Raw genomic sequence first — 24,371 nt, forward strand, 5'->3', positions numbered from 1 at the left:
TCCTCCCCCCGTGACGCAAGTCCCCTGTTACTGATGAGTCGCCATGTCCGGTATGGGCAGTGGTCGTTTCTCGATGGCGGCCGCCATCACGTCGGGGAAGAGGTCGGGCGTGCAGGCGAACGCCGGTGCCCCCAGCGCCGCGAGGGCCGCCGCGTGCTCCCGGTCGTACGCGGGGGCGCCCTCGTCGGAGAGTGCGAGCAGGGCGACGAACTGCACACCGGAGGCCTTCATCGCGGCGACCCGCTTCAGCATCTCGTCCCGGATGCCCCCTTCGTAGAGGTCGCTGATGAGGACGACGACGGTCTCGGTGGGCCGGCTGATCTGCGACTGGCAGTAGGCCAGGGCGCGGTTGATGTCGGTGCCGCCGCCGAGTTGTGTGCCGAAGAGGACGTCGACGGGATCGTCGAGCTGGTCGGTCAGGTCCACCACCGCCGTGTCGAAGACGACGAGCCGGGTCGCGATCGACCGCATCGAGGCGAGGACCGCCCCGAACACCGAGGCGTACACCACCGAGGCGGCCATCGAGCCGGACTGGTCGATGCACAGGACGACGTCCTTCTTGACCGACTGCGCCGCGCGGCCGTGGCCGACGAGCCGCTCGGGCACGACCGTGCGGTGCTCCGGCAGGTAGTTCTTGAGGTTCGCCCGGATCGTGCGGTCCCAGTCGATGTCCCGGTGCCGGGGGCGGCTGACCCGGGCCGAGCGGTCGAGCGCGCCGGTGAGGGTGGCCCGGGTACGGGTCGCCAGACGCTTCTCCAGGTCCTCCACGACCTTGCGCACGACGGCGCGGGCCGTCTCCCTGGTGGTGTCGGGCATCGCCTTGTTCAGCGAGAGCAGCGTCCCGACGAGGTGGACGTCCGCCTCCACCGCCTCCAGCATCTCGGGCTCCAGGAGCAGCGTGGACAGCCCGAGCCGGTCGATGGCGTCGCGCTGCATGACCTGGACGACGGAACTCGGGAAGTACGTGCGGATGTCGCCGAGCCAGCGGGCCACGGAGGGGGCCGAGGCGCCCAGGCCCGCGGAGCGCTCGCGGCCGGCCGGCCGGCCCGGTCCGCGGCCGTAGAGCGCGGTCAGGGCGCCGTCCATCGCCGCGTCCGTGCCCGCGAGGGAGCAGCCCGTGCCGTCCGCCTCGCCGCCGCCGAGGACCATGCGCCAGCGGCGCAGCCGCTCGTCGTGTCCGGTGTCGTTCATCGGCCCGCCTTCTCCGGCTCGTCGTGTCCCAGGAGCAGCCGCAGGAGCGGCAGCACCCCGTCCGCCCGCGCCTCGTCGAGGTCGGGGGCGAAGCCCGGCGTGCCCGCCCCCGGCCGGGCCCCTCCCCCGCCCGACGGGCCGCGTGCGACCAGTTCGCCGAGCGTGCGGCGCACGCCGGGTTCGTACGCCGAGAACGTGCGGCGCAGCAGCGGCAGGACGTCGGTGAACGCCCCCGCGGGCACCGACGTCAGCCAGTCGTCGACCAGGGCGAGGAGGCGCTCGTCGTGGACGAGGAGCATGCCTCCGCCCGAGGCGCCGCCCACGAAGCCCTCGATCCAGGCGGCCGCGTCGGCGGGTGGGGTGCCGGGCGAGAGTGCGAGGCCCATGAGCCGGGCGGCCTCGTCCTCGCCGAGCCGCCCCTCGTCGAGGAGGAGCCGGGCCGCCCGGCCGCGGATCACACCGGGGACGCCGTCGCGGTCGGCGAGTCGGCGCAGGACCCCGCTCCAGCGATCGGTGAGCCCTTCGGTGTCGGGCAGCAGGCCGAGTGCGGTGTGGACGCCGTCGAGATGGCCGCGCATCTCCGCGGCGGCGTCGGCGTCCAGCCCGGTGCAGGCGGGTGGCAGCCCGACGCAGATCCGTTCGGCGATCCCGGCGGCGACCTCGCCGAGGGCGGCCGTGTCGGTGGCCCGCACGTCCCCGTAGCGCAGGGAGCGGGCGAGTGCGGGCAGCGCCTGGGCGAGGTGGCCGACGTCGGCGTCGAGGGCGGCCCGGTCGGCGAGTGCCGTCATGACGACGGGCAGGGCCTCGGAGAGGCCGGCGAGCAGGCACTGCTCGGCGAGCGCGGTGACCTCCGCGAGGGCGTTCGCCTCCAGGGCCCGGCTCTCGGCCTTGGCCGTGGCGGCGGAGGCCACGGTGGTGCCCCAGACTCCGGCTTCGGCAATGCGGACGTGCAGCTCGGGCTCCCAGCGCAGCCGCCAGGTCTCGCGGAAGGTGCCGGTGCTGCCGCGTCCGGCGACCGCCTCCCCCCAGCCGACGGAGAGCAGCCGCAGCCGGTGCAGCAGCCGGCTGCGGGCCGCGTCGTTCTCCTTGCGCAGGTCGAGCTCCAGCTCCCGCTCCAGCGCCTCCGGCTTGAGGCGCAGACTGCGCTGGAGCCGGGTCAGGTCGCGCTGGAGCGGGACGGCGGGGGCACCGGCCGGGACCTCGCCGAGGACGTCGCCGACGACCAGCCGGTCGCGCACGAGGTCGATCGGGACGTCCGAGCCGTCGCACATCACGGCACGCACCGCGTCGGTGGTCTCGCCGAGTCCGGCGAGCGGGCGGCCCCGCATCGCCGCGAGGGTCTCCGCGAGCCGCACGGCCTCGATGACGTGGGCGGAGGACACCAACCGGTCCTCCGCCCTGAGAAGACCGGCGACCTTCGTCATCCAGCGCTCGACGGGCCGGTCGGGGGCGGCGAAGAGGTGCCCGTACCAGCCCGGGGCGTCGATGCCGGCGCCGTAGCCCGAGCGGCGGGCGAGCCGGCGGTGGGTCCAGGGGACCCAGGTCGCCTCGGTCTTCACCTTGGGCAGGCCCTTGAGCAGGGCCCGGTCGGCGGCGACCGTGGTCTTCAGGGACAGCGCGGGCACGTGCCAGGCACCGCAGACGACGGCCACGTCGTCCGCGAACTCCCTCCGGGCCGCCCTCAGTTGCAGTCTCATGTACGCCTCGCGGACGAGGTCGCGCGGGTGGCCGCCGTGCCCGTGTGCCTCGCGCAGCACGCCCATGGCCTCGGCGAGCGCCTCGAAGGGGGCGTGCGGATCCGCGGCCCCGCGCAGTTCGACGGCGTCCTCCCACCAGCGCTCGGGGTCCTCGTGGCCGGCGGCCCGGGCGAGTTCGGCGATCGGGTCGACGCGCGTGTCCCGGTCCGCTCCGTCCACCTCCTCCCCGTCGTCCCAGGTGGGGTCGCCGGCGGCGAGGGTGTGGGCGGCGGGCAGGTCGATGAACCGCACGGCGGCGCCCGCGGCCAGCGCCCACCGGATCGCCACCCACTCGGGGGAGAAGGCCGCGAAGGGCCAGAAGGCGGCCCGGCCGGGATCGTCCACGGCGTGCGCGAGGAGCGCGACCGGCGGGCGCATGTCCTCGTCGCCGGCCAGCGACAGGAGCTTGTCCGCCTCGGGCGGTCCCTCGATCAGCACCACCGCCGGCCGCGCAGCCTCCAGGGCCGCCCGCACGGCGCGGGCCGAGCCGGGGCCGTGGTGGCGCACACCGAGGACGAGCGGCCGGGGGCCCGGCGCACGGGCCTCCGCGGCCGGGGCCTCGTCCGGGGCGGCGGGGGCCGCTCGCAGCGCCGTCACGCGCTCGCCTCGCGGCAGGCGCGGTAGAAGTCCTTCCAGCCGTCGCGCTCGCGGACGACCGTCTCCAGGTACTCCTGCCAGATGACACGGTCCGCGGCCGGGTCGCGGACGACCGCGCCGAGGACGCCCGCCGCGACGTCGGCGGGGCGCAGCACGCCGTCACCGAAGTGGGCGGCGAGGGCCAGGCCACCGGTGACGACGGAGATGGCCTCCGCCGTCGACAGCGTCCCCGACGGGGTCTTGAGCTTGGTCCGGCCGTCCGCCGTGACGCCGTCGCGCAGCTCGCGGAAGACGGTGACGACCCGGCGGATCTCCTCGACACCCTCCGGGACGGCGGGCAGGTCGAGGGAGCGGCCGATCTGGTCGACCCGGCGCGCGACGATGTCGACCTCGGCCTCCGGTGTGGCGGGCAGCGGCAGCACCACGGTGTTGAACCGGCGGCGCAGCGCGCTGGAGAGGTCGTTGACCCCGCGGTCCCGGTCGTTGGCGGTGGCGATCAGGTTGAAGCCGCGTACGGCCTGCACCTCCTGCCCCAGCTCCGGAATCGGCAGCGTCTTCTCGGACAGGATCGTGATGAGCGTGTCCTGCACGTCGGCGGGGATGCGGGTGAGCTCCTCGACGCGGGCCGTCATGCCCTGGGACATCGCCCGCATGACGGGGCCCGCCACGAGCGCTTCCCGGCTGGGGCCGTGGGCGAGCAGCCGCGCGTAGTTCCAGCCGTAGCGGATGGCCTCCTCGGGCGTTCCCGCGGTGCCCTGGACGAGCAGGGTCGAGTCCCCGCTGACGGCGGCGGCGAGGTGTTCGGACACCCAGGTCTTGGCGGTGCCGGGCACTCCGAGCAGCAGCAGCGCCCGGTCGGTGGCGAGCGTGGTGACGGCGACCTCGACGATGCGGCGCGGTCCCACGTACTTGGGTGTGATCACCGTCCCGTCGGGGAGCGTGCCGCCGAGCAGATAGGTGGCGACGGCCCACGGCGAGAGTTGCCAGCGGGCGGGCCGCGGCCGGTCGTCCGCGGCCGCGAGCGCCTTGAGTTCGTCGGCGAAGGCGTGCTCGGCGTGCGGCCTCAGCACCTCGGGCGCGGAGCCGGCTCCGACGCCGGGAACGGTGCTCCCGGCGGCCTCGGACACGGCACTCGTCGTGCTTTCGGGCACGGTCATGGATCCCCCTCCAGATCGTTCGACCTGATGTGTGATCCACCGTGCACCACGCCACTGACAATCCATCGACTCCCCTGCTCAGCAGGGTTTCAGAGGCGTTGTCAGTGGCTCCGCCTACCTTCGGGGCATGGACACACAGGGGGTGCGCTGGACGGCGGACCAGGTGCTGGCACTGGCTCCTGACGACGCCTCGCGCAGGGCGGGGAGCAAGCTCGGCACGGCCGGTCCGTGGTCCGGCGCGGGCAGCAGCGGCGACGGGGCCGTCTGGGGCCTGTGCCGCGGCAGCGGCAGCAAGCCGTACCGGACGGTGGTCGACGTCACGGGCCCGGCGTACAGGTGCAGTTGCCCCAGCCGGAAGTTCCCGTGCAAGCACGCGCTGGGGCTGCTGCTGCTCTGGTCGGCGGACGAGGAGGCCGTCGGGGTGGCCGAGGTCCCCGACTGGGCGGCGGAGTGGCTGGAGGGGAGACGGGAACGCGCCGCGGCGGCCGCCGCCCGCGGCAGCGACGGCGGTTCGGACGCCCCGGCCGACCCGGAGGCGGCGCGCCGCCGGGCCGAGCGCCGGGCGGCACGGATCACCGCGGGCACACAGGAGTTGGAGCAGCGTCTCGCCGACCTGGTGCGCGGCGGACTGGCCGCGGCGGAGCAGTCCGGGTACGCCCTCTGGGAGGAGACCGCGGCCCGGATGGTCGACGCCCAGGCGCCGGGACTCGCGGGCCGGGTGCGGGAGCTGGGGGCGATTCCCGGCTCGGGCCCCGGCTGGCCGGTACGGCTCCTGGAGGAGTGCGCGCTGACCCATCTGCTCGACCGGGCCTGGCTGTCGGTCGACCGGCTGCCGGACCCGCTCGCGGCGACCGTCCGCACCCGGGTCGGACTGCCCGCGGCGGTGGACGGGCCTTCGATCCGGGACCACTGGCTGGTCCTCGCCCAGTACGACTCCTCCGACGGCAGACTGACGACGCGGCGGATCTGGCTGCACGGCCGGCGGACCGGGCGCGCGGCCCTCCTGCTCTCCTTCGGAGCGGCGGGCCGGGCGCCGCGCCTGGCGCTGCCCGTGGGCGTCGTCCTCGACGCCGCGCTCACGCCGCACGCCGGCGCGGGTGCGCTGCGGGCCGAGCTGGACACGCAGTTCTCCGCCCCGGTCCCGCTCGACACCCCGCCTCCGGGCGGCACGGTCGGCGAGGCACTCGCGGCCTACGGCCGGGCCCTGCGGGACGATCCGTGGCTGGACGCGTGGCCCGTGACCCTGACCGGGGTCGTGCCGATACCGACGGAGTACGGCTGGCAGCTGGCGGACGCCGGAGCCGGGCACGGCCCGGACGGGCCGGGGGAGGCTCTGCCGCTCAGCGCCCCGGCGCTCGCGCGGCCCGGCCTGTGGCGGCTCGCCGCGCTCTCCGGGGGCCGGCCCGTGACGGTGTTCGGCGAGTGCGGGCACCGGGGCTTCACCCCGCTCGCCGCCTGGTCCCCGGACGCGCCGGGCGAGACCGTCCCGCTCCACTGACGCCCCCCATGAACCGACACGTGACGAGAACGGCCCGACGAGAGCCTGGAGGACTGTGATGGATGCCTGGGAAGAGCTCGTCACCACCGCGCTGCTCGGCACCGACCGCCGACCGCCCGCACCACGCGGCGCCGACTCCGGATCCCGGGCCGGAACCGGGCCCGCCGGGGATCCGCCGGTCGCGCTGCTGGACGCGGCCGCGCTGCACACCGTGCGGCGCAGGGCGGGGCTGCGGCCGGGGCCCGCCGCCCCGGTGCCCGACCCCGCACCGGAGGACGGCCGCCGCCCGCTGCCCGAGGCCGCCCGCCACCGGCTCGGCCTGCTGCTCGCGGGCCGTGCCGCCCCCGCGCCGTCCGGGGGGCGGCGCGGGGCGACCCCCGATCTCGCCGAACTCCTCCCGCAGTGGCTCGCCGTCGCCAACGAGCACGGCTACCGGGCGCCCGCCTCCGCGCTTCCCGCTCTCCTCGACGCCGCCCGCGCCCGCACGGACCTGCGCCCGCAGGCACTCGCCCTGGCCGGGCCGCGCGGCCTCTGGCTCGCCGGGCTCAACCCGGAATGGCGGTTCGCGCTGCGCGGCACCGGCGGCGCGGGGGTCGCGCTGCCGGACGCCGGGGACGACGAGGGCGTGCGGACGCTCTGGGACGAGGGCCTCTTCGCCGAGCGGGTGGCGCTGCTGGCCTCCGTACGGGCGAAGGATCCCGCGAGGGGCCTGGAGCTGCTGCGTTCGACCTGGGCGGCGGAGCGGGCCGAGGACCGGCTGATGTTCCTGGACTCGCTGCGGGCCGGGCTGTCCGACGCGGACGAGGAGTTCCTGGAGGCGGCGCTGGCCGACCGCAGCCGTAACGTCCGCTCCACGGCCGCCGAGCTGCTCTCCGCCCTGCCGGCGTCGGCCCTGGCCCGCCGGATGGCCGAGCGGGCGGTGTCCTGCGTGAGTCTCGACCGGACGGTAGGTGCCGCGGCCGTGGTCGTGGAGGCACCGCACGAATGCGACGCGGGGATGCTGCGGGACGGCGTGGTCCCGAACCCGCCCGCGGGCCGCGGGCAGCGGTCCTGGTGGCTGGGCCAGCTCGTCGAGGCGGCGCCGCTGTCCTGCTGGACGGCGCGGCTCGGCGGCCGGCCGGCCGAGGAGATCGTGGCTCTGCCGGTGGCCGACGACTGGCGCGGCGAACTGCACGCGGCCTGGTGCCGGGCGGCGGTGCGCCAGCGGGACGCCGCCTGGTCCCGGGCCCTGCTGGGGTCTCCGGCGGCCCCGCCCGCGACGGGCCCGGGCACCTCCTCCCTGGCGGAACGGGCGAAGCTGCTCTCGACGCTCACCGACGCGGAGCGGGCCGACTGGGTCGCCGCGTTCATCGCGGCCCACGGCCTGTCCGAGGCGTTCCAGCTGCTCGGTGTCTGCGCGGTGCCGTGGGCGGAGCCGCTGGGGGCGGCGGTGATCGACGCCCTGGACATCGCGCGGGACGCCGGCAGTTATCCGTGGAGCTTCAGCGGGGTGATGGGGCTGGCGGAGCGCTGTCTCGCGCCGGAGGCCACGCCGCAGTTGGAGTCCCTGACCACGCAGGCCGCCGAACCCGAGGACGCGTCCCCGGGAGCCGGCGGCTACTGGTCGGAGGCGTTCCAGCGGCTGGTGTCGACGCTGCGGCTGCGGGCGCGGATGCACGCGGAGCTCGCCGGGCTCGCCCCGTAGGGCGTGCACCGTCGATCGGGCCGGGCTCGCCCCGTAGCCCGTCCGGGGTACGGCGGGTCGCTCGCACCGCCGGGCGGTGCGGAGACGGACGGGACACGGCGGACGGGGGGACGGACTGCTCCCTCACCGCCGCTCTCGTCGGACGGGCCTCAGGCGGCCACGCGGACGTTCGCGTTCACCCACTGCACGATCGACGCGGTCGTCGCGCCGGGCGTGAAGATCTCCGCGACGCCCTTCTCCTTCAGCGGGGGGATGTCGGCGTCCGGGATGATCCCGCCGCCGAACACCTTGATGTCCTCGGCGTCGCGCTCCCGCAGCAGGTCCAGGACCTTGACGAACAGCGTGTTGTGGGCGCCGGAGAGGATCGACAGGCCGATCGCGTCGGCGTCCTCCTGGATCGCGGTGTCCACGATCTGCTCGGGCGTCTGGTGAAGCCCGGTGTAGATGACCTCCATGCCGGCGTCGCGCAGTGCACGCGCGATCACCTTGGCCCCGCGATCGTGGCCGTCGAGACCCGGCTTGGCCACCACCACGCGGATCGGACCGGTCACACCCATCACTGCCTCCACATGCGACCCCCAGCGCGTAGATGCCGGGGAGGTGAACGAACGTTATCGCCAGCATCCCGCAAGCGGCCGTTTCGCGGTGGACGGGGAGGGGGAAATCACACGGTGGGACATTGTTCGCTCTGCGCCGCACCCTCCTCGGGTCCCCTCCAGGGGCTCACCAGCCGCCAGACCGGGTCGTGCGCAAGGGAGCCGCCACGGGGCCGCCGGACGCCCCGGCCGTGAGCCGCACGGCCGTGGACATCCGGCCATCGCCCCTGCCGTACGGCGCCCGCGTGCCGTGACGGGAGGCCGCGATGGAGCTCACCGGGCTGACGAGGCTCGCCAAGGTCACCACCTCGCTGAGGGCCACCGCCCTGGAGCTGGCCATCCTCACCGGCCATCTCCTCCTCTACCCCTCGGGCATCGTGGCCGAGCGTGTCGGCCCACCCGCGACCGAGCCGGAGGCCGGGGCCGCGCCGGGCTCCGGGCGTCCGGTCGTCCTGCTCCACGGCTTCGTGGACAACCGCTCCGTCTTCGTCCTGCTGCGCCGCTCCCTCGCCCGGCACGGCCGTCACCGCCTCGAGTCGCTCAACTACTCACCGCTCATGTGCGACCTGCGCAACGCCGCCGATCTGCTCGGCCGCCGCGTGGAGGAGATCTGCGCCCGCACCGGCCACCAGGAGGTCGACCTCGTCGGGCACAGCCTGGGGGGCCTGATCGCCCGTTATTACGTACAGCGCCTCGGCGGTGACGCACGGGTGCGGACGCTGGTCACGCTCGGGACCCCGCACGCCGGCACCACCGTCGCGCCGCTGGCCAGCGCCCACCCCCTGGTGCGCCAGATGCGACCCGGTTCCGAGGTGCTGCGGGAGCTGGCCGAACCCGCGCCGGGCTGCCGGACCCGCTTCGTCAGCTTCTGGAGCGATCTCGACCAGGTGATGGTGCCCGTCGAGACGGCCCGTCTCGACCACCCCGACCTGGTCGTGCACAACGTCAGGGTGAGCGGGATCGGCCACCTCGCCCTGCCCGTGCACCCGACCGTGGCCGCCGGGATCCGGCAGGCCCTCGACGCGGAGCAGCCCGGGGGCGCCGCGTCGGACGCCGCGTCCGGGGCCGCGTCCGTCGCCTGACGCCCGGCCCGGGCACGGCGACGCTCGCGGGCGGGGCGAGAGAGGCTCGGCCGCCACCGGAACGGCCGCCCGAGAGGTCGCTGTCACGGGCCTGTTCTTCGAACGTTCCTCGAACACAGAGCCAAAGCTCTCCCCCGGGACCGCCGAAACACGGCCGATTGCCCGTTTCCTGCGGACCGGAAACCCTCCGAAGATTGTCGCCTGTGCATACCGCCGGGTACAGTCGCGCCACTGCTTCACCCCGGGACACCCCTGTGCGGGCCCGCCCGGACTGGTCCTGCCGCCGAGGCGAGAGAGAAGTTGGTGAACGACCAGCACCCCCACGCCGGGTACGTCGGAAACGACGCCCACGAAACCGGCGGCTTCGCCACGGACCCGTTGTTCGGCTCCCTGCCGGGCGGTTACGACGCAGGTCACAGCGGCCAGTACGACACCACGCAGTGGAACGGCAGCCACCAGTGGGACGCCGGCGCGTACGACACCTACGTCGCACCGCAGCCGATGACGCAGCACTACGACACCACCGGCCAGTACGAGGCCACGGGTCACTACGACGCCACCGGCCAGTACGACACCTCGGGTCAGTACGACACCACCGGGCACTACGACACCACCGGCCAGTGGGACGCCACCGCCTGGACCGAGGCGCAGCAGACCGGCCAGTACCAGGCCGCGCAGTTCGCCTCGTACGACACCACCGGCCAGTGGACGACGCCCGCGTACGAGACCGGCGCGTACGACGCCACCGCCTGGAACCACACCGGGCAGGAGCAGGGGCACGAGGCCGCCGAACCCCAGACGTACTCGGTGCCGCAGCAGTACACCCCCGACTACGAGTACGCCCCCGAGACCGCCGAATACGCCGCGGCCACCGAGTACGTCGAGCACTCCTCGCCCGCCGAGGAGCAGCTCGCGGAGGTCGTCGACGAGGTACTCGCCGACCACACCGCGCAGTTCGAGTCCCTCGACGCGGACGCCTACCCGTACGAGTACGCCTACGACCACGAGGACGCGGCGGAGTACGAGGAGTCGGCGCCCGCCGAGGAGCCGGCCGTCGAGATCCGTACGGACGCCCCGGTCGCGGCCCGCCCCGTGCGCCGTTCCTCCGGCGGCAGCCGCGGCCGACGCCGTACGCCCGCCAAGCGCTCCGCGCTGCTGACCGTCGCCGTGCCCTCCGCCTGCGTGATGGGGGTCGCCGGCATCGCCGCGGCGTCCGTCGGCGGGCTCGCCGACGCGGGAGCCGACGGCAAGGGCGACACGACGTCGCTCGCCGCCGCCGACCCCTCCTCGGTCAAGCCGGTGGCCGCCAACAACGAGCTGGACACCCAGCTCGCCGCGCTCAGCGCCGACGCCCGTGACTTCGGCGACCGCGCCAGCCGCACCCAGGAGCGCATCGACCTGAAGCTGCGCCAGGAGGCGGAGAAGAAGAAGCGCGAGGAGGAGGCGGCCCGCAAGGAGGCGCTGCGTCCGAAGTTCGCGCTGCCGGTGAAGCTGCACCAGCTGAGCGCCCGTTACGGGCAGTCCGGCGTCAACTGGATGTCCCTGCACACCGGTATCGACTTCCCGGTCCAGACCGGCACCCCGGTGATGGCCGCGACCGACGGGACCGTGCGCACCCAGCTGAACAGCGCCTACGGCAACATGGTCATCGTGACCGCCCCCGACGGCACCGAGACCTGGTACTGCCACCTCAGCAGCGCCAAGATCCGCTCCGGCAAGGTCAAGGCCGGCGACGTCATCGCGTACTCGGGCGACTCCGGCAACTCCACCGGTCCGCACCTCCACTTCGAGGTCCGGCCGAACGGCAGCTCGCCGATCGACCCGCTGCCGTGGCTCCGCAGCCACGGTCTGGACCCGACCAGCTGAGCCGGACTCCGCACGCGTTCACGAGGAAGGGCCCCGGCCGAAGCCGGGGCCCTTCCTCGTGTGCCTGAACAGGTGCGGCGCGCCGCCTCCGGCCGTCAGAGCTTCTCGACGGGCGCGTACCGCAGGAGCAGCCGCTTGGGCTTCTCGTCGCCGAAGTCGATCGTCGCCTGCGCGTCCGAGCCCACGCCCGTCACCTGCACCACCGTGCCGAGGCCGAACTGGTCGTGCGTGACCCGGTCCCCCGGCTGGAGCGCGACGACGGGCTTGTCGCCCGCACGACGCGTGGCGAAGCCGGAGGGGCCCGAGCGCGAACGCGAGGAGGACAGCGAGGAGGTGATCCCCGACGTCGGCCCGGCGGGCTTGACCATGGGCCCGGTCCGCTTCCACTCCAGGTACGTGGGCGGGATCTCCTCCAGGAAGCGCGAGGCGGGGTTGTACGAGGGCTGGCCCCAGGCACTGCGCATCGAGCTGCGGGTCAGGTACAGCCGCTCGCGGGCACGGGTGATGCCCACGTACGCCAGGCGTCGCTCCTCCTCCAGCTCCTTGGTCTGGCCGAGTGCCCGCATGTGCGGGAAGACGCCGTCCTCCATGCCGGTCAGGAACACCACCGGGAACTCCAGTCCCTTGGCGGTGTGCAGGGTCATCAGCGTGATGACGCCGGAACCCTCCTCGTCCTCGTCGGGGATCTGGTCGGAGTCGGCGACGAGCGCGACCTTCTCCAGGAACTCCGCGAGGGTCGCGGGCTCTTCGCCGCGCTCCTGCTCGAACTCCAGTGCCACGGCGGCGAGTTCCTGGAGGTTCTCGATTCGGGTCTCGTCCTGCGGGTCCGTGGAGGCCTGGAGTTCGGCGAGGTAGCCCGTCCGCTCCAGGACGGCCTCCAGCACGACGGCGGGGCCGGCGCCGGAGTCCGCGATGGTACGGAGCTCCTCCATCAGCTGGTTGAAGCGCTTGACGGCGTTGGCCGAGCGCGCCGCCATGCCGTACGCCTCGTCGACCCGCTTCAGCGCCTGCGGGAAGGTGATCTTCTCGCGCAGGGAGAGGGCGTCGATCATGGCCTCGGCGCGCTCGCCGATCCCGCGCTTGGGGACGTTGAGGATGCGGCGCAGCGGGACGTTGTCCTCGGGGTTGGCGAGGACGCGCAGGTAGGCCAGGACGTCCCGGACCTCCTTGCGCTCGTAGAAGCGCACACCGCCGACGACCTTGTAGGGCAGGCCGACGCGGATGAAGATCTCCTCGAACACCCGGGACTGCGCGTTCGTCCGGTAGAAGACGGCGACGTCGCCGGCCTTCGCGTCCCCGGCGTCCGTGAGCCGGTCGATCTCGTCGGCGACGAACTGGGCCTCGTCGTGCTCGGTGTCGGCGACGTAGCCGGTGATCCGGGCGCCCGCGTCGGCGTTCGTCCACAGGTTCTTGGGACGGCGGCTCTCGTTGCGCTCGATGACGGCGTTGGCGGCCGAGAGGATCGTCTGCGTGGAGCGGTAGTTCTGCTCCAGCAGGATCGTGGTCGCGTCCGGGTAGTCCTCCTCGAACTGGAGGATGTTGCGGATCGTCGCGCCGCGGAAGGCGTAGATCGACTGGTCCGCGTCGCCGACGACGCACAGCTCGGCCGGCCCGAGGTCCTCGTAGCCGGTGCCGACCAGCTCCCGTACCAGCGTGTACTGGGCGTGGTTGGTGTCCTGGTACTCGTCGACGAGGACGTGGCGGAAGCGGCGACGGTAGTGCTCGGCGACGTCGGGGAACGCCTGGAGCAGGTGGACCGTCGTCATGATGATGTCGTCGAAGTCCAGGGCGTTGGCCTCGCGCAGCCGTCCCTGGTACATCCGGTACGCCTCGGCGAGCGTCTTCTCGAAGCCGTCGGCGGCCTGGTCGGCGAAGGTCTCCTCGTCGATCAGCTCGTTCTTCAGGTTCGAGATCTTGGCGCTGAACGCCTTCGGCGGGAACTTCTTGGGATCGAGGTCCAGGTCGCGGCAGACCAGCGCCATCAGGCGCTTGGAGTCGGCCGCGTCGTAGATCGAGAAAGACGAGGTGAAGCCGAGCCGCTTCGACTCGCGACGCAGGATGCGGACGCACGCGCTGTGGAAGGTCATGACCCACATGGCGTTGGCGCGCGGGCCGACGAGCTGCTCGACGCGCTCCTTCATCTCGCCGGCGGCCTTGTTGGTGAAGGTGATCGCCAGTATCTGGCCGGGATGGGCGTGCCGGGTACCCAGGAGATGGGCGATCCGGTGGGTCAGCACCCGGGTCTTGCCGGAACCGGCGCCCGCGACGATGAGCAGCGGGGTGTCGGTGTGGACGACGGCGGCGCGCTGCTGCTCGTTGAGCCCCTCCAGGAGGGCGGCGGGGTCCACGACGGGGCGCGGGGCGCCGTCGCGGTAGTACGCGTCACGGGACGAGGGCTCGCCGAAGCCGCCCTCGGGCGTTGCCGCCCGGGGCAGTCCCCACTCCCCGAAGAGGTCGTGCGGCACCTCCTCCGCGGCCGGGGCGCCGTGGTCGTGGTCCTCGGGCGGCGGCGGGTGCTCCTCCGAGGAGTGGTTCTGGAGGTTCGCCAGGAAGCTGTCGTCGAAAAGGCTGCTCATCGCCTCACGAGTCTAGGCCGCCGCACCGACAACCCGCCCCCACCTTCCGAAGTCACCACTCAAACACGGAGGGTGGCGATCCGGATCAGGTCACGAAAATGTATCGGACAAATCGAGCATCGGGCTTCCCAGCCGCCCCGGCGGTTGGCTAGCGTGCTCGCCCAAGCAGCCCGTCCCCTCCGACGGCGAATCGCGCCGAGCGGGCCGCTCACGCCGAACCCGGTTTCGCCACAAGGCGGTTGTATCCGGGCGTCCCTCTCGGCGGTCACGGAAGGAGATGCCGGTCTTGGCGTCCCATCGCAAGCCGCGCAGCACTCGCACGCACTCCCCCGCCGTCGGGGTCACGACGGCCGCGGCCCTCGCCTCGGTCACCCTGCTGTCCACGCAGAGTGCCGAGGCCGCGCCCGTCACGCCGTCGGCACCGTCCGCGCCCACGGTGGAGGAGATCCAGAAGAAGGTCGACGATCTCTACCGGCAGGCCGGCACGGCGACGCAGGAGTACAACCGGGCCAAGGAGGCCACCGACCAGCAGCGCACCAAGGTCGACGGGATCCTGGACGACGTGGCCCGTCGCACGGACGCGGTCAACGAGTCGCGCCGCGCCCTCGGCTCGTACGCGGCGGCGCAGTACCGCGGCGGAGCCGTCGGGCCCACCGCGGCGCTGATCTTCGCGGACAGCCCGCAGGCGTACTTCGACCAGACCCACCTGATGGACCGGCTCACCGAGCGGGAGCGGGGTGCGGTCGCGGACTACGAGAGCAAGCGGGCCGCGGCGGCGAAGCAGCGCGCGGAGGCCACGAAGAGCCTGGAGAGCCTCACCGACTCCCAGGCGGCGCTGCGGACGAAGAAGCGGACCGTCCAGAGCAAGCTGGCCGAGGCCCGCACCCTGCTGGCCAGGCTGACCGCCGAGGAGAAGGCCCGGCTCGCCGAGCTGGAGCGCAAGCGTGAGGCCGAGGCCCGGCGCCAGGCCGAGGAGAAGGCCAAGGCCGAGGCGGCGGAGGCCGAGCGGCGCCGGCAGGCCGAGACCCCGGCGACGACCACGCCGACCACACCGGCGACCGGCGGCTCGGGCTCGACGTACGCGGCCAAGGCGGAGAAGGCGCTGGAGTTCGCCCGGAGCCAGATCGGCAAGCCGTACGTGTGGGGGGCGACGGGCCCGAGCTCGTACGACTGCTCGGGACTCACCCAGGCCGCCTGGAAGGCGGCGGGCGTCGACCTGCCGCGCACCACCTGGGACCAGGTGGAGGTGGGCACCCGGGTCGCGACGGCGGACCTGCTCCCCGGTGACCTGGTCTTCTTCTACGACGACATCAGCCACGTCGGCCTGTACATCGGCGACGGGATGATGATCCACGCGCCGAAGCCGGGAGCGAACGTGCGCGAGGAGTCGATCTACTACATGCCGATCTACGGGAGCGTGCGCCCGGCCTGAGCCCCGGGGCCCCGGCCCGGCCCGGCCCGTCCCTGCCGTGCCGGGCCGCTCACGGCGGGGGCCGCGCGTCCCGCGCCGGGCCGGATCCGGCCCGGCGGACGCCTGCCCCGCGCCCTGCCGCCAGGTCCGTCGGAGGGGCAGCCCGGCCCGTCGGACGCGCCGGGCGGTCCCGTCACGTCCAGAGCGTCGCGATGAAGATGTTCGCCACGGTCAGACCACCGACCGCCGCGAAGACGCCCTTGTCGACCTTCTCCTCGTCCCGCTTCACGTAGACGAGGGCCAGGATCACGACGAGCACCGCGAGCTTGACGCCTATCTTCACGTTGTCGACCGGCTGGTCGTCGGCCTGGTTGAGGCCGACCAGCGCGATGCCGGTGACCAGCATGGTCAGCGCGCCGTGCAGCATCGCGGGCACGAAGCGGGCCGTACCGGCGCCCATCGCCTTCATCTGGGTCAGGAAGCCGCCGAGCAGGGAGGCGATTCCGATGATGTGCAGGGCGACGAAGACATTGATGAGTACGTCCATGGGGCGGAGCCTAGCCCGGCCATACCACCGGCCCTCCGGTCGGGTCCACCTTGTCCGGCGCTTCGGTCACGCCCGCTCCGCAATGCGGCACCCCTGGGACGCCGGGGCCGGATGGGAACGGTCCGGGAGCGCCAACTGACGCCAATAACGGTCATCTCGACACCACCCCGTGACGTCCAGGTTTAGCGTCCTCCTCCAGGTGGCCGGCACCCCACCACCGTCGGTCCTTCCGGCGGCAGCCGGTCACCCCCGCCGGGGAATCCGGCGGTGGGCCGTCTCCCCTGTGCGGTCCGCCGCCGGGCCCGGTCGGGCAACGACCCCCACAGGGAGAGGATGTGACCCGCCCTCGTGGCAGCACACCGAAAGCCCCGGCAGTTCCCCCTCGGCGGCCAGGCGGTCAGGACCGCCGCCACGCTCGCCCTCGCCTCCGCTGCGACGGCGACGCTCTTCGAGGGCTCCGGGCACGCCGAGCCGGCGCTCACCCCGGCTCAGGTGAAGGCCAAGGTCGACCAGCTCTACCAGGAGGCCGAGGCGGCCACCGAGAAGTACAACGGCGCGAAGGAGAAGGCGGATCGGGCACGCGGCTCGCTCGACCGGCTGCGCGACGAGGCCGCCCGCCGCACCGACCGCCTCAACGAGGCGCGCGACGGGCTCGGCTCGATCGCCACGGCGCAGTACCGTGCGGGCGGCCTGGACCCCGCCGTGCAGCTCGCCCTGACCTCCGACCCGGAGCAGTACCTGGAGCGGGCCGCGCTGGCCGAGAAGGCCGGCGAGCGGCAGGCGGCGGCCGTCGCCTCCGTGCACCGCGAGCTCACCGGCCTCCGGCAGCTGCACAGCGAGTCGGCGGAGCGGCTGACCGAGCTCCAGGGGCACGAGGCCGACCTGCGCCGGCAGAAGGCGGCGGTCCAGGGCAAGCTCACCGAGGCCCGTACGCTGCTGGCCAGGCTGACCGCCGAGGAGCGGGCGCGCTACGAGGCCGCCACGGCGGGGCCCGGCCGGGCGGGCAGCGGGAGTTCGGGGGACGCCGCCGTCCGGGCGGACCGCGGATCGCTGCCGCGCGGTCCGGTGTCGGCGCCCAACTCCCGCGCCGCGCAGGCCATCGCCTTCGCCCAGGCGCAGATCGGCAAGCCGTACGTCTGGGGCGCGACCGGGCCGTCGGCGTACGACTGCTCGGGACTGACGCAGGCGTCGTGGCGGGCGGCGGGCGTCTCGCTCCCGCGCACCACGTACACGCAGATCAACGCGGGGCAGCGGGTGTCGCGCTCCGAACTGGCGCCGGGTGACCTGGTGTTCTTCTACTCGGGCATCACCCACGTCGGCCTGTACATCGGCGGCGGCCAGATGATCCACGCGCCGCGGCCGGGCGCTCCGGTGCGGATCGCGCCGATCGACGAGATGCCGTTCGCGGGGGCCACCCGGGTGACCTGAACGGCGGGAACTCCCTTGACGCTTGGATAGTGGCGCTATCTACTATGGGTAGTGCCACTATCCGAATGTGGAGAGGACCGCGCGATGCCCACGCTCCCCTGGACCGTCCCGAACCAGGCCCGCCCCGGAACGCGGGCACAGGTGATGGCGTCCCGATTCGAGGTGCGCTCCCTCAAGGACGTGCCCCGCTTCTTCCTCAAGTCCCTCGCCGCCTGGCGCCAGGTGAAGTCCGCGCCCGGCGCGCTGGGCGCCTCGCTGATCGCCCAGCCGCTGAAACGCACCTTCTATACCCTCTCCGCCTGGGAGGACCGCGACGCGCTCTACGCGTACGCGCGCGCCGAACCGCACCGTTCGATCATGCGCGGCCTGCGCTCCACCATGCGGGACTCGACCTTCACCTTCTGGGAGGTCCCGGTCGAGCAACTCCCGCTCGACTGGGACGAGGCCCGGCGCAGGCTCGCGGCGGAGGAGGCGAAACCGGCGAGCTGACGGCGGCGCTGCGGGCCGGCCGCCGCGCCCGGGCGGCCGCGCCCACGGGTCAGACCAGCCGGCGGGCGGTCGCCCAGCGGGTCAGCTCGTGGCGGTTGGACAGCTGGAGCTTGCGCAGCACCGCCGAGACGTGCGACTCGACCGTCTTCACCGAGATGTAGAGCTGCTTGGCGATCTCCTTGTACGCGTATCCGCGGGCGATGAGCCGCAGCACCTCCCGCTCCCGCTGGGTGAGGCGGTCCAGGTCCTCGTCCACCGGCGGGGCGTCGGTCGAGGCGAAGGCGTCCAGGACGAAGCCCGCCAGCCGCGGCGAGAACACTGCGTCGCCCTCCTGGACCCGGAAGATCGAATCGACCAGGTCGGTGCCGGTGATCGTCTTGGTCACGTATCCGCGGGCACCGCCGCGGATCACCCCGATGACATCCTCGGCCGCGTCCGAGACCGACAGCGCGAGGAAGCGGACCGGCTGCTCGGCGGCCGCCATCAGGCTCGCGCAGCGACGCAGCACCTCGACGCCGCCTCCTCCCGGCAGGTGGACGTCCAGCAGGACGACCTCGGGCCGCGTCGCGGTGATGACCGCGACCGCCTGCTCGACGTCGGCGGCCTCGCCGACCACCTCCACGCCGGTGACGTCGGTCCGGCCGATCTCGGCCTGCACACCCGTGCGGAACATCCGGTGGTCGTCGACGAGCACGACCCGTACACGGCGCTCCGGGGTCTCCTCCGCGGTCGTCCCGGTCCCGGTCTCGTCGCTCATGCGTCCGCCCTCTCCATCTCAAGCTCCACTTCGGTGCCTCCACCCGGCACGGACCGCAGCCGGGCGGAACCGCCGTTGCGCTGCATCCGGCCGATGATCGATTCTCGTACGCCCATCCGGTCGCCGGGTACCGAATCCAGATCGAAGCCCGGCCCCCGGTCCCGGACGGAGACGAAGACCGTACGGCCCTCCACCTCGGCGTAGACCTGCACCGCCCCTCCCTGGCCACCGTACTTCGCGGCGTTGACCATCGCCTCACGCGCGGCCTGCATCTGTGCGGCCAGTTTCTCGTCGAGGGGACAGTCGCCGACGACCACGACCTCCAACGGCACGCCGTGCTTGTCCTCCACCTCGGCCGCGGCCTTCTTCACGGCCTCGGCGAGGGTGTCGGGCTCCTCGCCCTCGTCCTTGCCGGTGCCCTCCGGCTTGTACAGCCAGTTCCGCAGCTCCCGCTCCTGGGCACGGGCGAGGCGTCGCACCTCGCCCGGGTCCTCGGCGTTGCGCTGGATCAGGGTCAGGGTGTGCAGCACGGAGTCGTGGACGTGGGCGGCGACCTCGGCCCGCTCCTGGGCACGGATGCGCATGGTCCGCTCCTCGGAGAGGTCCTGCGACATCCGCACCAGCCAGGGCCCGGCGAGCAGCGCGATGCCGGTGAGCACGGCTATCGCGGCGGTGAACGCCGTGCCCAGCTGGGCGGCCGAGCCGCGGACGACCATGAAGGCGGTCAGCCCGAGACCGACCAGGGCGACGCCCGCGAGCCCGCGGACGAGTTGGAGGGTGCGCCGGCGGCGGCCCGCGTCGGTCCAGCTGGCCCGGCGGGCGTTGTCCGCCTGGCGCCAGACGAGCACCACGCCGACGCCGATCAGCAGGGTCGGCCAGACGTAACGGTCGGCCTGGTTGCCGAAGTCGATGTTGCCGACGAAGACGGCGGCGCCGATGGCCAGGGCGATGAGCGCGAAGACCTGGCCACGGTCCGGCTTGCGCAGCCGGCGCCGGCCGTCGGCGGTGGTCTCGAAGACGGGGCGTGGCGCGCTGCGACCCCCGACGCCGAGCGGGACGACGATCCAGAACACGGCGTACAGCAGGGCGCCGAGGCCGTCCGCGAGGAGCAGCGCCGCGAACAGGGCGCGGACCCAGACGACTGGCAGCCCGAGATGTCCCGCGAGACCGCGCGCGACACCGCCGAGCCACCGTCCGTCGGCGCTCCGGTAGAGCTTGCGCACGGGCGGTTCGTCGGTCTCGGCGACGCGGGCGGTGGTGGGCATGCACCGATCGTCACACGGACGCCCGTACGGGAACATCAGGGTCGGCCCTGAGATCGCCCCTGACTCGGTCTCGGGGTGGCGCGCCGCGCGAAGATCAGGGTCGGGCCAGGGTCGGTCCCGGTGCCGCACGAGGTCACGGGCCGTCACCATGGAGCCATGACGAGTTCGACGCCTTCCTCGCACGAGGCACCGCCACCGGCGGAGGCCCCGTCCCTCGCGTCGCTGCGGCGCTCGCAGCGGCACAAGGTGGTGGCCGGAGTCTGCGGTGGCCTCGGGCGCCACTTCGACCTGGACCCGGTGATCTTCCGGATCTCGGTCGGCGTGCTGTCGGTCACCGGAGGCATCGGGCTGATCTTCTACGGCTTCGCGTGGCTGCTGATACCGCTCGCGGGCGAGGAGGAGAACGAAGGGCGCAGGCTGCTGGGCGGCCGGGTCGACGGTGCCTCGCTGGCGGCCGTGCTGATGGCGCTGGCCGGCTGCGGCGTGTTCCTGTCGATGCTGGGGAACGGCGGGACGCTCGCGTTCGGGATGATGCTGTCGATAGCGGTGTGCGGCGCGGCCGCCTGGTCGAGACAGCGACGCCAGGCCGTCGGCGGCGAACCGGAGAGCCGGCTGGACGCGGCCACCGCCGCCGCGGTCGCCGAGGCGCCGCCGGAGACGAAGGCCCCGCCACTGGTGGAGTTCCCGTCCTGGTGGAAGGACCCGATCGTCAAGGACGGGTCGACCGGCAGGATCGCCGTCGGCTACCTCTGGGGGCCGCACGGTGTCATGGAGGACGGCGAGTTCCCCGGCGGCGAGGTGCCGGTGCCCGGCAGCCAGTGGGGTCGCAGCACGCCGGAGGCGGGGGGCCGGCCGGCCGCGTCCACGGTCCGGCGCGGGCCGCGCTCGATCGGCGGACTGGTCTTCCTGCTGGCGTTGCTGGCGGGTGGCCTCGGCACCGGCCTGTCGTGGGAGACCCATCCGCTGGGCACGAGCCTGCAGATCGGTCTGGTCGCCGCCCTGGCGGTCTTCGGCCTGGGCCTGGTCCTCTCCAGCTTCCTCGGCCGGACCGGCTTCGGCACGATCTTCCTGACGATCGTCACGGCGGGACTGCTCGCGGTGGCGGTCGCCCTCCCGAAGGAGATCTCCACCGACTGGGCCCGGACGACATGGAAGCCGGCGACGGTCGCCGCCGTGCAGTCCCGGTACGAACTGGGCACGGGGGCCGGCACCCTCGACCTGTCCGGACTCGCCGTGCCCGCGGGCACGACGGTCACGACCGAGGCGGAGGTCGGCGCCGGAAAGCTGGAGGTGATCGTCCCGAAGAACGTCACGGTGAGACTGCGGGCCCAGGTCGGCCTGGGCGATCTCCAGCTCCCCCAGCAGCACCCCGGGGACATCGACATCGCCCCCGACCGGGACGTGACCCGGACGCTCACCCCGCCGGCGGGCACCACCCCGGCCGGCACGCTGGACCTCTCCCTGGAGGTCGGTCTCGGACAGGTGGAGGTCACCCGTGCTGCTTCATGAGTTCCGTCCCGGGCGGCTGATCGCCGGCGGGACCGCCCTCGCCCTCGCCGTCCTCTACGCGGGGGACGCGGCCGACGCCTGGGTCACCCCCTGGTACGCGGTCGTGCCCGTGCTCTGCGGCGGCCTGGGCACGGCCGCCCTGGTCACCTGGGTGACCTACCGGATACGCCGGCGTTCGGCGAAGAGCGCGTCGAGCGAGAACACCGAGGCCCCGGCCAGCACCAGCGGCAGCCAGGACATCAGGTAGGCCAGGTCGTTCCCGTAGTAGTACGGGTCGGTCTGCCAGCTGACGGTCAGCCACAGGCTCAGCGAGATCAGCGCGCCGCCGAGGGCGGCCAGCCGGCCGAAGAGCCCCACCAGGGTCCCGATGCCGACGGCCAGCTCTCCGAGGGCGATGGCGTACGCGAAGCCGACGGGGTTGTGGAGTGCGAGGTCGACCAGGGCCGGGATGGCCGAGCTGTCCCGGACACCCCGCATCATCTCGCCGATCGAGCCCGTGCCGGAGTCGGACAGGAAGGCGGAGTCGGTGAGTTTGTCGATCCCCGCGTAGATGAAGGTGACGCCGAGGAAGAGCCGCAGCGGCACCAGTGCGTACCGCGACGCGGTCGCCTTCCACCCGGTGGCGGCGCCGCCGCCCGACATGCCGTGCGCCCCGCTCGTCCGCTGCCTTCGTGCCATCGTCGGCCTGCCTCTCCGCGCCACTGTCCGCAGGACCGATTGTCCCCGGACCCCCTGTATCTGGATACGCGGGGAGCGCGTCGGGGGTTCAGGCCGCCCGGCCCGGGCTCAGTCGACGACGTCGATCGTGACCCGATCGGTCTCCACGCCGGCCGCCGTCACGACCCACACCTCGACCCGGCCGGGCTCCACGTCCGCCGGGAGCGGGACGGTGAGGGCGGTGTCCGTCGGGTTGGCGAATCCGCCGGCCACCGGGACCAGCGGCACGTGGGCGTGCACGGATCCGATCCGCACGACCAGTCGGGTCAACGCGTCCGGGCCGGAGGCCCCCGGCGGGACGAACCCCATGCCGCGGATCTCGATGTCGTCGCCGGTGCGGATCGGGGCGTCCAGGTCGCCCGCCTCGCGGGACCGGACCACGGAGAGAATCGTCGGACGGCCGCCCTCGGCGCCCTTCGCGGCGAGGTACCAGGCCGCCGAGACCGCGACCAGGAGCACCAGGGTCCAGGGCGGCCCGGGCAGCCGGTCGGGTTCCCGCCCGAGCCGGACCCCGCACAGCACCAGGGCGGCGGCAGACACCACGACGTACTGGACGTCGGCGAGGGAGGCCCGGCCGTCGTCGTCGCAGAGCAGGTCGGCGGCGCGCGGCCGGTCGGCCCGGATCTTCTGCAGGCGCTGACCCGTGATCCGGACCCGGACGAGCGCGGACACGGCGACGGAGACGGCCGCCGTCAGCGCGGACACGGCCGGCAGCCCGGCGCCGTGGGCGAGTCCGAGGCCGATCCCGTCGGCGCCCGTGACCAGGCGCAGGGCGAGGAAGAGCACGGTGTACGCGACGAGGAGCAGCCAGCCGGCGGCGACCGCGCGGGAGGTGGAGAGCCGGTTGTCCGGTCCGATCAGCGGCGCGAGGAGCCCGCCGCGCGCCCGGTGCGCCTGTGCCGCGACGGTCAGCGGCACCGCCAGGAGGAGCGCCGCGACCAGCGCGGCGGTGCGAGGTCCCGTCCATCCCGTGCCGGTCGCGGTGAGCGCCTGCCCGAGGAGCAGGGCGAGGACCGCGCCCCAGACGGCGCCGAAGGTGGCGCCGCGCACCCGCCGGAACCAGGCGTCGCCCGCGGCGGTCCCGCCTGCGGCGACGTTCCGGGCCGACTGGGCCAGTGCGTCGGACACCCACTGCCGGGAGGCGACGGGCGAGTGGGCGACCGCCGCGGGCACGCCCCGACCCTGGGCCAGCTCGTCCCGTCGGGCGAGGAACGCGGCGACCGCGCGCCGGTGCCCCGCCGGGCCTCTCTCGGCGCACCGTGCGTGGTCTCCGCACTGTCCGGCTTCCTGTACCGCCACGACAGCCCCACTCCCGATGCTCAACTTGCCTTCGAATAAAAGGAATTGTGCCGCATCCCGCAGCTCTCCGGAGTGCTTCGAGCGCCCTGCGCAAGAGTGATTGAAACGTCATCACATTGACGGATGGGCATGCTCTAGGACAGGAGTTCGGGCTCCGTGCGGCTGATCCCCCGCCACAGCGGCTGGTAGTTGATCCAGGCGGCCAGATCGGAGCCGAGCTGTTCCCGGGTGGCCATCGCCTCGCGGTGGCCGATCGGCACGGTCTTCCCCGCGGCCCGCGCCTTCAGCTGCACCTCGGCGCAGCGCTCCATGGCGATGAACCACCAGGCCGCGGCGTCCACCGAGCCCCCGACGGTCAGCAGTCCGTGGTTGCGCAGGACGATCGCCTTGTAGGAACCGAGGGCGGTGGCGATCCGCTTCCCCTCCTCCGGGTCCACGGCGACACCGGTGTACGCGTCGTAGAGCGCGTGGTCGCGGTAGAAGGCGCAGGCCTCCTGGGTGATCGGCTCGATCAGCTCCCCGAGGGCGGCGAGCGCGCGCCCGTGGACGGAGTGGCCGTGCGCGACGGCGACGACCTCCGGCCTCGCCCGGTGGATCTGCGCGTGCACGGCGAACGCGGCCTGGTTGACGGGGTGGCCGCCCTGCAGCACCTGCCCGTCACCGTCGACCAGGATCAGCCCGCTCGCGCTCAGTTCGGCGAACGGCACACCGAAGGGGTTGGCCCAGAAGCAGTCGGGGAGTTCGGGGTCGCGCACGGTCACATGGGCCGACACGCCTTCCTCGTATCCGAGCCGGCCGAAGAGCCGGAGCGCGCCCGCGAGTCTGCCCTTGCGATGGGCGCGCTCCTCCTCGGCGGTCTCGTGCACGGGAGGCAGGGCGAAGTGGAGCCGCTCGACGGGCACGGGGGCCGGTATCTCGCTCATGCGCGGGAAGGTAACGCCGGTCCTCACAACTGGCCAGAGAGAT

Annotated in this window: 20 protein-coding genes; 9 read left to right on the forward strand and 11 right to left on the reverse strand. The window is 73.6% G+C overall.

What is annotated here, in order from left to right; translation table 11 throughout:
- Positions 1-27 precede the first annotated feature (27 nt).
- The 3 genes from ACE1OA_RS13830 to ACE1OA_RS13840 are packed head-to-tail and all read right to left on the reverse strand — an operon-like array spanning position 28 to position 4,681.
- Positions 28-1,191 carry a VWA domain-containing protein gene (locus ACE1OA_RS13830; RefSeq protein ID WP_386545650.1) on the reverse strand — a complete coding sequence of 388 codons (1,164 nt, stop codon included), beginning with the start codon at positions 1,189-1,191 and terminating at the stop codon, positions 28-30.
- A complete protein-coding gene (locus tag ACE1OA_RS13835) occupies positions 1,188-3,524 on the reverse strand; it encodes a DUF5682 family protein (RefSeq protein WP_384868218.1) in 2,337 nt (778 codons plus the stop codon). The genes ACE1OA_RS13830 and ACE1OA_RS13835 overlap by 4 nt, the downstream gene beginning before the upstream one ends.
- A complete protein-coding gene (locus ACE1OA_RS13840) occupies positions 3,521-4,681 on the reverse strand; it encodes an ATP-binding protein (RefSeq protein WP_356599502.1) in 1,161 nt (386 codons plus the stop codon). The genes ACE1OA_RS13835 and ACE1OA_RS13840 overlap by 4 nt, the downstream gene beginning before the upstream one ends.
- Before the next feature lie 127 nt (positions 4,682-4,808).
- Here ACE1OA_RS13840 and ACE1OA_RS13845 point away from each other — a divergent pair, with 127 nt between their 5' ends.
- Together ACE1OA_RS13845 and ACE1OA_RS13850 are read left to right on the forward strand one after the other, a co-directional pair.
- On the forward strand, positions 4,809-6,179 hold the full coding sequence (locus tag ACE1OA_RS13845) for an SWIM zinc finger family protein (protein WP_386545658.1): 1,371 nt from the start codon (positions 4,809-4,811) through the stop codon (positions 6,177-6,179).
- 58 nt (positions 6,180-6,237) lie between these two features.
- Positions 6,238-7,863, forward strand: a complete 1,626-nt coding sequence (locus ACE1OA_RS13850) for a DUF5691 domain-containing protein (RefSeq protein WP_356775993.1) — start codon at positions 6,238-6,240, stop codon at positions 7,861-7,863.
- A 149-nt stretch (positions 7,864-8,012) separates the two neighbouring features.
- Here the strand turns inward: ACE1OA_RS13850 and ACE1OA_RS13855 are convergent, their stop codons facing one another.
- Complete coding sequence (locus ACE1OA_RS13855; protein WP_147980822.1) at positions 8,013-8,420, reverse strand: cobalamin B12-binding domain-containing protein; 408 nt, start codon at positions 8,418-8,420, stop codon at positions 8,013-8,015.
- Positions 8,421-8,725: 305 nt separating this feature from the next.
- Here ACE1OA_RS13855 and ACE1OA_RS13860 point away from each other — a divergent pair, with 305 nt between their 5' ends.
- Both ACE1OA_RS13860 and ACE1OA_RS13865 read left to right on the forward strand, forming a co-directional pair.
- Positions 8,726-9,541 carry a lipase family alpha/beta hydrolase gene (locus ACE1OA_RS13860; protein WP_356775995.1) on the forward strand — a complete coding sequence of 272 codons (816 nt, stop codon included), beginning with the start codon at positions 8,726-8,728 and terminating at the stop codon, positions 9,539-9,541.
- Between the two features lie 303 nt (positions 9,542-9,844).
- Positions 9,845-11,407 (forward strand): M23 family metallopeptidase, encoded by a 1,563-nt coding sequence (locus ACE1OA_RS13865; RefSeq protein WP_384868211.1) that lies wholly within the window; start codon positions 9,845-9,847, stop codon positions 11,405-11,407.
- Positions 11,408-11,502: 95 nt separating this feature from the next.
- On the opposite strand, the gene pcrA is transcribed toward ACE1OA_RS13865, so the two are convergent.
- The gene (pcrA, locus tag ACE1OA_RS13870; RefSeq protein ID WP_432752854.1) at positions 11,503-13,983 is read right to left on the reverse strand and encodes a DNA helicase PcrA; all 2,481 of its coding nucleotides are present in this window, start codon (positions 13,981-13,983) and stop codon (positions 11,503-11,505) included.
- Between the two features lie 277 nt (positions 13,984-14,260).
- Here pcrA and ACE1OA_RS13875 point away from each other — a divergent pair, with 277 nt between their 5' ends.
- Positions 14,261-15,415 carry a C40 family peptidase gene (locus tag ACE1OA_RS13875; protein ID WP_356599514.1) on the forward strand — a complete coding sequence of 385 codons (1,155 nt, stop codon included), beginning with the start codon at positions 14,261-14,263 and terminating at the stop codon, positions 15,413-15,415.
- A 172-nt stretch (positions 15,416-15,587) separates the two neighbouring features.
- On the opposite strand, the gene ACE1OA_RS13880 is transcribed toward ACE1OA_RS13875, so the two are convergent.
- A complete protein-coding gene (locus ACE1OA_RS13880) occupies positions 15,588-15,941 on the reverse strand; it encodes a hypothetical protein (RefSeq protein ID WP_356599516.1) in 354 nt (117 codons plus the stop codon).
- 348 nt (positions 15,942-16,289) lie between these two features.
- On the opposite strand from ACE1OA_RS13880, the gene ACE1OA_RS13885 reads away from it, so the two are divergent.
- Together ACE1OA_RS13885 and ACE1OA_RS13890 are read left to right on the forward strand one after the other, a co-directional pair.
- A complete protein-coding gene (locus tag ACE1OA_RS13885) occupies positions 16,290-17,369 on the forward strand; it encodes an NlpC/P60 family protein (RefSeq protein ID WP_432752855.1) in 1,080 nt (359 codons plus the stop codon).
- A gap of 84 nt (positions 17,370-17,453) precedes the next feature.
- Positions 17,454-17,858 carry a DUF3291 domain-containing protein gene (locus ACE1OA_RS13890; RefSeq protein WP_356599520.1) on the forward strand — a complete coding sequence of 135 codons (405 nt, stop codon included), beginning with the start codon at positions 17,454-17,456 and terminating at the stop codon, positions 17,856-17,858.
- A 49-nt stretch (positions 17,859-17,907) separates the two neighbouring features.
- Here the strand turns inward: ACE1OA_RS13890 and ACE1OA_RS13895 are convergent, their stop codons facing one another.
- Together ACE1OA_RS13895 and ACE1OA_RS13900 are read right to left on the reverse strand one after the other, a co-directional pair.
- Positions 17,908-18,615: a LuxR C-terminal-related transcriptional regulator gene (locus tag ACE1OA_RS13895; protein WP_147980814.1), complete on the reverse strand. Its 708-nt coding sequence runs from the start codon at positions 18,613-18,615 to the stop codon at positions 17,908-17,910.
- The gene (locus ACE1OA_RS13900; protein WP_384868204.1) at positions 18,612-19,880 is read right to left on the reverse strand and encodes a PspC domain-containing protein; all 1,269 of its coding nucleotides are present in this window, start codon (positions 19,878-19,880) and stop codon (positions 18,612-18,614) included. The genes ACE1OA_RS13895 and ACE1OA_RS13900 overlap by 4 nt, the downstream gene beginning before the upstream one ends.
- Before the next feature lie 156 nt (positions 19,881-20,036).
- Between ACE1OA_RS13900 and ACE1OA_RS13905 the strand changes: the two genes are divergently transcribed.
- Both ACE1OA_RS13905 and ACE1OA_RS13910 read left to right on the forward strand, forming a co-directional pair.
- Positions 20,037-21,389 (forward strand): PspC domain-containing protein, encoded by a 1,353-nt coding sequence (locus ACE1OA_RS13905; protein ID WP_384868202.1) that lies wholly within the window; start codon positions 20,037-20,039, stop codon positions 21,387-21,389.
- Entirely contained in the window at positions 21,376-21,636 is a 261-nt protein-coding gene (locus ACE1OA_RS13910; RefSeq protein ID WP_356599526.1) for a hypothetical protein, read from the forward strand. The genes ACE1OA_RS13905 and ACE1OA_RS13910 overlap by 14 nt, the downstream gene beginning before the upstream one ends.
- Here the strand turns inward: ACE1OA_RS13910 and ACE1OA_RS13915 are convergent.
- The 3 genes from ACE1OA_RS13915 to ACE1OA_RS13925 all read right to left on the reverse strand — a co-directional run bounded on the left by ACE1OA_RS13915 (position 21,546) and on the right by ACE1OA_RS13925 (position 24,328).
- Positions 21,546-22,031, reverse strand: coding sequence for a DoxX family protein (locus tag ACE1OA_RS13915; protein ID WP_384868343.1), 486 nt, complete (start codon positions 22,029-22,031; stop codon positions 21,546-21,548). The two genes, ACE1OA_RS13910 and ACE1OA_RS13915, sit on opposite strands and share 91 nt — an antisense overlap.
- Positions 22,032-22,175: 144 nt before the next feature.
- A complete protein-coding gene (locus ACE1OA_RS13920) occupies positions 22,176-23,405 on the reverse strand; it encodes a hypothetical protein (protein WP_361317254.1) in 1,230 nt (409 codons plus the stop codon).
- Positions 23,406-23,539: 134 nt separating this feature from the next.
- Positions 23,540-24,328, reverse strand: a complete 789-nt coding sequence (locus ACE1OA_RS13925; protein WP_356599532.1) for a class II aldolase/adducin family protein — start codon at positions 24,326-24,328, stop codon at positions 23,540-23,542.
- Positions 24,329-24,371 lie beyond the last annotated feature (43 nt).

This window comes from Streptomyces sp. JL2001 (assembly GCF_050917515.1).
GTDB lineage: Bacteria > Actinomycetota > Actinomycetes > Streptomycetales > Streptomycetaceae > Streptomyces.

Excerpts from the sequence above, each read along its gene's own strand:
- ACE1OA_RS13860 (WP_356775995.1), top strand. The coding sequence starts at position 8,726 with ATGGAGCTCACCGGGCTGACGAGGCTCGCCAAGGTCACCACCTCGCTG.
- ACE1OA_RS13915 (WP_384868343.1), bottom strand. The coding sequence starts at position 22,031 with ATGTCGGGCGGCGGCGCCGCCACCGGGTGGAAGGCGACCGCGTCGCGG.
- pcrA (WP_432752854.1), bottom strand. The coding sequence starts at position 13,983 with ATGAGCAGCCTTTTCGACGACAGCTTCCTGGCGAACCTCCAGAACCAC.
- ACE1OA_RS13905 (WP_384868202.1), top strand. The coding sequence starts at position 20,037 with ATGACGAGTTCGACGCCTTCCTCGCACGAGGCACCGCCACCGGCGGAG.
- ACE1OA_RS13895 (WP_147980814.1), bottom strand. The coding sequence starts at position 18,615 with ATGAGCGACGAGACCGGGACCGGGACGACCGCGGAGGAGACCCCGGAG.
- ACE1OA_RS13875 (WP_356599514.1), top strand. The coding sequence starts at position 14,261 with ATGCCGGTCTTGGCGTCCCATCGCAAGCCGCGCAGCACTCGCACGCAC.
- ACE1OA_RS13850 (WP_356775993.1), top strand. The coding sequence starts at position 6,238 with ATGGATGCCTGGGAAGAGCTCGTCACCACCGCGCTGCTCGGCACCGAC.
- ACE1OA_RS13900 (WP_384868204.1), bottom strand. The coding sequence starts at position 19,880 with ATGCCCACCACCGCCCGCGTCGCCGAGACCGACGAACCGCCCGTGCGC.
- ACE1OA_RS13845 (WP_386545658.1), top strand. The coding sequence starts at position 4,809 with ATGGACACACAGGGGGTGCGCTGGACGGCGGACCAGGTGCTGGCACTG.
- ACE1OA_RS13925 (WP_356599532.1), bottom strand. The coding sequence starts at position 24,328 with ATGAGCGAGATACCGGCCCCCGTGCCCGTCGAGCGGCTCCACTTCGCC.
- ACE1OA_RS13855 (WP_147980822.1), bottom strand. The coding sequence starts at position 8,420 with ATGGGTGTGACCGGTCCGATCCGCGTGGTGGTGGCCAAGCCGGGTCTC.
- ACE1OA_RS13890 (WP_356599520.1), top strand. The coding sequence starts at position 17,454 with ATGCCCACGCTCCCCTGGACCGTCCCGAACCAGGCCCGCCCCGGAACG.
- ACE1OA_RS13840 (WP_356599502.1), bottom strand. The coding sequence starts at position 4,681 with ATGACCGTGCCCGAAAGCACGACGAGTGCCGTGTCCGAGGCCGCCGGG.
- ACE1OA_RS13880 (WP_356599516.1), bottom strand. The coding sequence starts at position 15,941 with ATGGACGTACTCATCAATGTCTTCGTCGCCCTGCACATCATCGGAATC.
- ACE1OA_RS13830 (WP_386545650.1), bottom strand. The coding sequence starts at position 1,191 with ATGAACGACACCGGACACGACGAGCGGCTGCGCCGCTGGCGCATGGTC.